Genomic DNA, 8,661 nt, shown 5'->3' with positions numbered 1-8,661 from the left:
TTGTCGTCGTCGCACAGGTCTAATTGTCAATAAATTTCCAAATGGATGGAGTCACCTATAATTGGGTATTTACCTTTTTGGCTCTAAACAGAAAAAATAATAAAACTGAAAATTGCGACAATATTTATGCAACACTAGTGTATTAAAATGAATAATAAAAATGCGTTTCGTATGTGGGGGGATTTCCTATTCATATACTAGATACTGTCATTGTTACTGGTTATGCAAAAGCTCCACAGGGAACTTCTATGTATGAACTATACAAACACGTTGGTATAGTCCTTGAAATCAATCATAAGACTCATACGATTGAAAGAGCGGATTTCACTTTTGTCACTGGATTAACAAAGGATTTTTTTGAACGGATTCTGATTGGTTACAGTCTAAATGAAGGCTTGGATCCTTTAATCCAAACCATTAAGGAACACTATTTGGCCCCTTCACAGCAGGCAATGATTGTCGCACTTCAATCAGCGGTTCAAAGATATTGGGATTTTACCTCGAAAAAAAAATAAAGGATTGGTTTTAATAAAGTGAGAGATTTTCCCTCTCTCATGGTCTTATTAAAGCTGAGTGGATTTGAAAGGCTGCAAAAAAATCTTAAGGATTTTTGTAGCTTATTACAATTCTGCTCAGCTTATTTGTTTTTTTACAAAAAGTGATAAATGGAGGAACACAAATGAAAAAGCTCATTTCAGCCAATGAAGCAGCTTCATTGATAAAAGACGGTAGCCGAATCATGGTGGGCGGCTTTGGGTTAGTAGGTAGCCCGTTAACCTTAATTCACTCCTTATTTCTTTCGGGAGTAAAAGATTTAGAGATTATTAGTAATAACCTCGGGGAGCCAGGAAGGGGTTTAGGTGTGCTTGTTAGGAACAAAAGGGTACGCAAGGGAATTGGTTCTTATTTCACGTCTAATCCTGACGTTGTAAAGGCTTATCAAATGGGAGAATTAGAAATCGAACTGATTCCACAGGGGACTTTATCAGAAGCCATTCGAGCAGGGGGAGCTGGCATTGCGGGTTTTTATACGCCTGTTGGAGTGGGAACCTTACTAGCTGCTGGAAAAGAAGAAAGAGTAATCGAAGAAAAAAAATACATTTTCCAACCTTCATTAAAGGCTGATTTTGCCTTAATCAAAGCACATAAAGCGGATGAGCTAGGAAACCTAGTATATACAAAATCAGCCCGGAACTTCAACCCGAATATGGCAACTGCAGCGAATATGGTGATTGCGGAAGTGGATGAAATAGTTAAAGTGGGTGAGCTATCACCTGAGAAGATCGTAACTCCTCATCTATATGTTGATTATCTCGTATTGAAGGAGGTGGAAATACCATGAGCCATAAGGAATATATAGCAAGAAGGGCAGCACAGGCTTTAGAGGATGGGAATATTGTGAACCTTGGAATTGGTATTCCAACGTTGGTGGCAGATTATGTTCCAGAGGGGATTGAAGTGTTTCTTCATTCTGAAAACGGAATATTAGGCGTTGGTCCTTCACCCAATCCAGATCAAGTGGATAAACATTTAGTGAATGCCGGAAAACTTCCAGTCACTTTAGAAAATGGAGCATCTTTTTTTGACAGTGCTTATTCCTTTGCCATGATTCGAGGGGGACATGTGGATGTCTCTATCCTGGGCGTACTTCAAGTAGACGAACAAGGGAGAGTGGCGAACTGGGCTGTACCCGGAAAAAGTGTACTTGGTGTCGGGGGAGCGATGGATTTGTTGGAAGGATCGAGAAAAATCATTGTGACAACCCTTCATACTACTAAGGAGGGTCAATCAAAAATTGTCAAAGACTTACAATATCCACTTACCTCTGAAAGAAAGGTCGATTTAATCGTTACAGAGCTTGCTGTATTTGAAGTAGATGAACAAGGACTTGTCCTCATGGAAACAGCACCTGGAATCACTGTTGATCAAGTTAAGAAACATACAGAAGCAACATTCAGAGTCTCATTGAAAGATTTAGAACATGACAGGACGGTGATTGAATAATGGTTGTTATCGTAAGTTCTTTAAGGACAGCGATTGGGAAATATGGTGGTTCGCTCTCATCAATGCCTCCTGAAGATTTGTTAACCATCGCCATGAATAATAATCTTTCATCGTAGTCTTGGATTGACACCTCTAGCGTATATTAAATCGTGGGCTACTAGTGGAGTATCTCCAAAAGAAATGGGGATTGGTCCAGTCCCTGCTAGTGAAAAGGTGCTTAAGAAAGCCGAATTGACGATCCATGATATGGACTTAATAGAATTGAATGAAGCCTTCGCCGCACAAGCAATACCCTCCCTAAAGCAATGGACGGGACTTGATAGAAAAAAGGTGAATGTTAATGGAGGGGCAATTGCCTTGGGATATCCATACGGGTGCTCAGGAGCAAGAATACTCGTGACGCTCCTCCATGAACTTCAAAAGACGAGGCTAACGTACGGATTGGCTACATTATGTGTAGCAGGCGGCCAAGGCATCGTAATGGTGGTGGAACGATGGAAAGAGAGCTAAAAAAAGATTTTGTGTTTCATAGGGACTTCTCAAAAACTTATCCTATTATCACACATGGAGAGGGAATCTATCTTTTTGACGAGGATGGAAAGAGATATATCGATGCCTGCTCAGGTGCGGTTGCAGCTAATTTAGGTCACGGTGTAGTAGAAATTGCTGAAGCTATGGCTTTTCAAGCTAAAAAGGCGGCCTTTGTCCACAGTATGAGATTTGAAACAGACGTTTTGTTCCAGCTAGCAGAAAAAATTGCTCAGCTTGCTCCCCATTCAATGAACAAGGTTTATTTTACAAGCGGCGGCTCGGAGGCGAATGAAAGTGCGATTAAGCTAGCAAGACAATTTCACAGGGATGCAGGAAGACCTGAAAAGCACATTGTAATAGGAAGATGGCAATCATACCACGGGAATACGTTTGGGTCGCTGTCGGCAGGTGGAGATATAAAACGCCGCCAGGTTTATACTCCGAACCTATTGAATTTCAGTCATGTCCATTCACCAAATTGTAAGAGATGTCCTTATCAGAGAGAAAAAGAAGATTGTAATACTAAGCAAAACTGGTCATGTGTTCGTGATTTTGAAAGCGTTGTCCTTGAACTTGGACCAGATCATATTTCCGCATTCATTGCAGAGCCGATTGTGGGAAGTCAGCTTGGGGCAGTCAGTCCTCCTGAAGCCTATTTTAAAGAGATCCGAAAAATCTGTGATAAGTACAATATTCTTTTAATAGCTGATGAGGTCATGACAGGATTTGGCCGAACTGGTAAGGACTTTGGGATCCAGCATTTTGGGATCACACCAGACATTATGACGTTTGGTAAAGGTGTTTCCGCTGGATATGCACCTCTTGCAGGCATGATCGTCCATGACCGGATTGTGGAGGGCTTAATCCAAAATGGCAACGGAAAATTTGTCCATGGATATACGTACAGTGGACACCCAGTGTCAGTTGCTGCAGGCTTGTCCGTATTAAAAATCTATGAGCGAGAGGCTATTGTTACCAAGGTTCAAGAAGCCGGTGAGTACTTAAAGCAGCAGCTTTTGGAGCTGAAAAAACGGTGTCCAATTATTTTTGATGTCCGTGGTGAAGGCCTTTTAATGGGGATTGAATTAGCGGTTGACGGAGACAAGGGAACTCCATTTCCAGCAAAAATACAAGCTTCAGAGCGTATCAATCATATTGCGATGGAACTTGGTGCGGTTTTTTACCCGGGGAGCGGCTCGTTAAACGGACACTTAGGTGATCATTTATTAATTACTCCGCCACTTACAGTTTCAAGGGTTCAAATAGATGAAATCATGGGTGTACTTGAACGTTCACTTCAAATCTTTATTGAGGAATTAAAGGAGGTTCCACCGTATGAAACTACAAAATAAAACCACTGAAATTCGAGAAAAGGCTAAAAAACATTTATCTCCAGTCATGACACGAGTTACAGAATTGGTTATTGAAAAAGCGAAGGGTGCTAGATTTTGGACAGCAGATGGCGATGAATACATTGACTTTGTGTCAGGTGTAGCCGTAAATGCTGTTGGCCATGCAAACGACGCGATGGTCGATGCGATCAAAAAGCAGGCGGAGTTATTCATACATTTCGGATTGAACTATGGCTATTATGAATCAGCTGCCAACCTTGCAGAAAAGATCGCTTCAATCACACCTGGGAATCTTGATACAGTGTTTTTCTCAAATTCTGGAGGAGAAGCAATTGATGGTGCGTTAAAACTAGCTCGTGCAGCTACAGGTAGACCAGGCATTATTTCCTTCGAAGGTTCTTTCCATGGGAGAACGCTAGGAGCAACTGCCATCACGGCTTCTAGCTCTAAATATAGAAAATACTATGAACCTATTTTAGGAGAAGTCCATCATGCTCCTTATCCATATCCATCACAATTAAAGGGTGTGCAGGAAGAAGAGGCTACCTCTTATTGTCTACACCAGCTACAAAAAATCTTTGATTTGCGCATCGATCCTTCACGTGTGGCAGCAGTCGTGATTGAGCCTGTAATGGGTGAGGGGGGATATTTCCCAGCTCCACCCGCATTTCTACAAGAGCTGAGAAAAATAACAAAACAACATGGAATTCTATTAATTTTTGATGAGGTTCAAACAGGCTTCGGACGTACAGGGAAAATGTTTGCTGCAGAACATTCAGGAGTAAATCCAGATATTCTGGTTTTGGCAAAGGCACTATCAGGAGGAATGCCACTTGGAGCGATCGTAGCGAGCAGGGAAATTCATGAAAAATGGCCAACGGGAGGCCACGGCTCTACCTTTGGAGGAAATCCAATTTCATGTGCAGCTGCTTTAGCGAATATTCACATAATTGAAGCAGAAAAACTAGTCGATCGAAGCAAAGATTTAGGTGCAAGGATTGTGGAACGCTTACAGCAGTCCCTTAATGGGATACAAGGAATAAAAGAGATTCGCGGCTTAGGAATGATGATCGGTCTAGAATTTCATGAGGACATTGCCAGCCATGCCGTTCCGGTTATCAAGCAAAAATGCTTGGATCATAAGCTTCTTATTATGAACTGTGGGATTCAGGGTCAAACGATCCGGTTAATGCTCCCGCTCAATATTAATGAAGTGGATCTAGATCAAGGCTTGAGCATTCTAGAAAATGCAGTAAAAGATACGTTGTAAAGGAGGGACCACGTTGGTTCAACAAGCAGCATCACATGTAACGAAAAAAGGTTTGTATATAAACGGTGCTTGGGTTCAAGAAGAGAATCAGGAATTTCATGAGAGTTTGAATCCAGCAACTGAGCAAGTTGTCGGTTATTATGCTGCTGCAACTTCTGCACAAGTCGATCATGCAGTAGAAAGTGCAAAATCCGCTTTCAAGTTGTGGAAAAACACTACACTTCCAGAACGTGCACAATTTCTTTGGAGAGCAGCTCAAGTATTTGAAGAGAAAAAGGAACATTTAGCTCAAACCATGACGAAGGAAATGGGGAAGGTACTAGCTGAATCGCTTGGAGAGGTCGGTGTTGTCGTAGAAACATGCAAGTATATGGCTGGAGAAGGACGACGTCTTTTTGGAGAAACGGTTTCTTCTGGCGCAAGTAATCGCCAAATTATGATGGTGCGAGAGCCGATTGGAGTAGTGGCTTGTATCACTCCTTGGAATTTTCCTGTTGCATTGGCTGGTTATAAAATTTTAGCCGCACTTATAAGTGGAAATACAGTCGTTTGGAAGCCTGCTTCAGAGGTTGCTTTATCCGCTCAAATTTTCACTGAAGTTTTTCATGAAATAGGCCTTCCAAAGGGTGTATTGAATCTGGTTACTGGTGCTGGCAGTAAAGTAGGTGCTCAACTTGCTGAGCATAAGGACGTAAAGGTGATCTCTTTTACAGGCTCAACTGAAGTAGGGATTAAGTTATCCGAAACGGCCGCAAAAACGTTAAAAAGAGTATCTTTAGAGCTTGGTGGGAAAAATGCAGTAATTGTCTTGAAGGATGCCAATCTAGATTTAGCAGCAGAAGCGATTGTGAAGGCTGCATTTACGACTACAGGGCAAAGATGTACGGCCGCCAGCCGGGTTATTGTTGAGAGGGATGTGAAAGATGAGCTGCTTCAAAGGGTTGTTGCTATTACCAAAAATCTAAAAGTAGGAAATGGCCTTCAATCCGGAGTTGATATCGGCCCACTAATAAATAAACATCAGCTTGAAACAGTCGAAAAATATGTAGCCATAGCGGTCCAGGAAGGTGCTGTAATTGAATGTGGAGGCAAGCGATTATTAAGTGAACAAGGATATTTTTATGAGCCCACCGTTTTAAGCAATGTGAAAAAAGGTGATGCCGTTGCCCAAGAAGAAATTTTTGGACCCGTTCTAGCGTTTATTGAGGTTGATCATTTTGAAGAAGCCGTTGAAGTCAATAATGACACTGTTTACGGTCTTTCCACTTCATTGTTTACAAACAGTCTCCATTATGCAAATCGCGGAGCAAAAGAAATTGAAAGTGGGTTAGTCTACATTAATAATGGTACTTCCAATGCCGAGCTTGGGGTTGCTTTTGGTGGAACAAAGCATTCGGGCAATGGCCATCGTGAGGTATCACATCATGCTTTTGATGTGATGACAGAATGGAAGTCCATTTATACGACCTATTAATCTCACGAGGAGTGGCTGTATGAAAAAGCTTAGAATAGGGATTGCATTTTTCTATCATGAATCCCATAGTTTTGCTCCTATAAAAACCGATATACAGGCTTTTTATAATGAAGGATATTTCAAAGGGGAAGAGATATTTACAGCGTATACACAAACAAAAACTGAGGTGGGTGGCTTTTTGGATGTACTAAAAAATGTAGCGCAGGTTGAAATCATCCCTCTATTATGCGCAGCTGCGACACCTTCAGGGACGGTAACGAAAGAAGCCTATCGCCAGATTGAAAAAGAAATGATATCAGAAATTGAGCAGGCTGGTCAGCTGGACGGGTTGCTTCTTGCTCTCCATGGTGCAATGGTAGTAGAAGATATTTTTGATCCTGAAGAGCAGCTATTAAGAAAAATCAGGAGTGTTCTAGGGACCCAAATTCCTATTGCAACTACTTTAGATATGCATGCCAATGTTAGTGCCGGCATGTTAGAACACACTCCTTATCATTTCGGATTTAAAACGTATCCTCATGTTGATATGTATGATCAAGGAGTGAAAGCAGCTGAAATTATGTTAGAGCATCTACTCGAAGGAAAGCGTTATCAAGCATCCTTCATCAAGCTCCCAATGATGCCACCATCGATTAACATGAGGACTCAAGAAGGACCTATGCACGATATGATTGAACTTGCTACTAAACATGAAAGCAATGAATCCATTAAAAATGCTTCTGTTTTTGGAGGCTTTCCATATTCTGACATTCCGATGGTTGGTGCAAGTGTACTTGTGATTGCAAAAGATCAACAAAGTGCTAACATAGCTGCTCGAGAATTAGCAGAAAAATTTTGGGAACTACGTCAAGAGTTTATTATGCAACTACCATCAGTAAATAAAGGAATGGAGATGGCTTTGTTGATGCAAGAAGCAAAGCCCATTGTCTTGGCTGATGTATCAGATAATCCATTAAGCTGCGGCAGTGGAGATACGACCAACTTACTAAAAGAGTTTATTCGGGTCAATCAACCAAAAACATTGTTTGGGGGACTGACAGACCCGGAATCTATTGAAAAATGTAGAAAGGCTGGGATTGGTGCCACTGTTAAGCTTGAGATAGGTGGCAAAACTTCCCCTGAATTTGGATATCCAGTTGAGGTGAAGGCAAAGGTTATCGCCCTCTCGGATGGAGTTTTTTACAACAGTGGCCCCTTCAATCAACATTTACGTGTGGATGTTAAGGGTGCAGCTTACATTAAAGTAGATAAAGTGGACATTCTCCTAATAGGCCGCCCAATGTCAGCCAATGATCCGGAGATGTTCCGGCATATAGGAATTGAGCCAACCTCCTATAACCTTTTAGGATTAAAAGTGAAAAATCACTTCCGAGCAGCCTTTGACCCTCTAATTAGTAGGGTCATTTATGTCGATGCGCCAGGTGTTGCATCCCATGAATTAAAGAATTTTCCTTATAAAAATATCCCAGAGGACATCTGGCCACTAAAAGATATCGATTTCACTGTAGGCGAGGAGGTTGAAAGCTATGACGGTTACTGAAGATTCTTTTTACATCGAAATACCCACTAAATTGACGCCTAATGAGCAAAAAATGATGATGGAGCTCGAGCTTGATGCCTTTCCTGGTACGGGTGCAATTGATGAACAGACACTTGTTCCATTAGCAAGATATGGGAAGCTGATTCTATATAAAAAACAAGACGAAGATCGTCCTGTAGCAGTATGTGAATGCATGAGAGATTATAACAACCCTGATAAAGCCTATATTTTTGGATATTACGTCCGGTCTGACTATAAAGGAAAAGGGATCGGGAAGAAATTTTTACGTGAGGTATACTCGATTCTAAAGAACGACGGTTTTTCATACGTTTGTTTAACGGTAAATGTCAAAAACATTCCAGCCGTTAAGCTTTATGAAAAAGAAGGATTTGAAATAAAAGAAACAAGATACTCCGAATTCGGTGTGGGGGAAGATCGTTATTATATGGAAAGAAAGCTCGAATAATCTATTTTTCATAAATTACACCTC

Annotated in this window: 9 protein-coding genes; all 9 read left to right on the top strand. The window is 41.3% G+C overall.

Going from position 1 to position 8,661, the window contains the following annotated elements; translation table 11 throughout:
* Window positions 1-173 precede the first annotated feature (173 nt).
* The 9 genes from GD441_RS14620 (at window position 174) to GD441_RS14580 (ending at window position 8,637) form a co-directional block, all read left to right on the top strand.
* Window positions 174-515 (top strand): DUF3870 domain-containing protein, encoded by a 342-nt coding sequence (locus GD441_RS14620; protein WP_225434253.1) that lies wholly within the window; start codon window positions 174-176, stop codon window positions 513-515.
* Between the two features lie 164 nt (window positions 516-679).
* Window positions 680-1,342 carry a CoA transferase subunit A gene (locus GD441_RS14615; RefSeq protein WP_153127167.1) on the top strand — a complete coding sequence of 221 codons (663 nt, stop codon included), beginning with the start codon at window positions 680-682 and terminating at the stop codon, window positions 1,340-1,342.
* Window positions 1,339-2,004, top strand: a complete 666-nt coding sequence (locus tag GD441_RS14610) for a 3-oxoacid CoA-transferase subunit B (protein ID WP_153127166.1) — start codon at window positions 1,339-1,341, stop codon at window positions 2,002-2,004. Before GD441_RS14615 ends, GD441_RS14610 begins: the two co-directional genes overlap by 4 nt.
* Before the next feature lie 180 nt (window positions 2,005-2,184).
* On the top strand, window positions 2,185-2,514 hold the full coding sequence (locus GD441_RS14605) for a beta-ketoacyl-[acyl-carrier-protein] synthase family protein (protein ID WP_276567802.1): 330 nt from the start codon (window positions 2,185-2,187) through the stop codon (window positions 2,512-2,514).
* Window positions 2,499-3,887 carry an aminotransferase family protein gene (locus tag GD441_RS14600; protein ID WP_153127164.1) on the top strand — a complete coding sequence of 463 codons (1,389 nt, stop codon included), beginning with the start codon at window positions 2,499-2,501 and terminating at the stop codon, window positions 3,885-3,887. Before GD441_RS14605 ends, GD441_RS14600 begins: the two co-directional genes overlap by 16 nt.
* Window positions 3,871-5,157 (top strand): aspartate aminotransferase family protein, encoded by a 1,287-nt coding sequence (locus GD441_RS14595; protein ID WP_153127163.1) that lies wholly within the window; start codon window positions 3,871-3,873, stop codon window positions 5,155-5,157. The genes GD441_RS14600 and GD441_RS14595 overlap by 17 nt, the downstream gene beginning before the upstream one ends.
* 13 nt (window positions 5,158-5,170) lie before the next feature.
* Window positions 5,171-6,631: an aldehyde dehydrogenase family protein gene (locus tag GD441_RS14590; protein WP_225434252.1), complete on the top strand. Its 1,461-nt coding sequence runs from the start codon at window positions 5,171-5,173 to the stop codon at window positions 6,629-6,631.
* A gap of 19 nt (window positions 6,632-6,650) precedes the next feature.
* Window positions 6,651-8,171 carry a M81 family metallopeptidase gene (locus tag GD441_RS14585; protein ID WP_153127162.1) on the top strand — a complete coding sequence of 507 codons (1,521 nt, stop codon included), beginning with the start codon at window positions 6,651-6,653 and terminating at the stop codon, window positions 8,169-8,171.
* Window positions 8,158-8,637, top strand: a complete 480-nt coding sequence (locus GD441_RS14580; RefSeq protein ID WP_153127161.1) for a GNAT family N-acetyltransferase — start codon at window positions 8,158-8,160, stop codon at window positions 8,635-8,637. The genes GD441_RS14585 and GD441_RS14580 overlap by 14 nt, the downstream gene beginning before the upstream one ends.
* Window positions 8,638-8,661 lie beyond the last annotated feature (24 nt).

Origin of the sequence: Peribacillus tepidiphilus (genome assembly GCF_009466385.1) — a bacterium.
Lineage (GTDB): Bacteria > Bacillota > Bacilli > Bacillales > DSM-1321 > Bacillus_BN > Bacillus_BN tepidiphilus.
The sequence above is the reverse complement of the archived record's forward strand: the minus strand, read 5'-3'. Positions and strand labels throughout refer to the sequence as shown.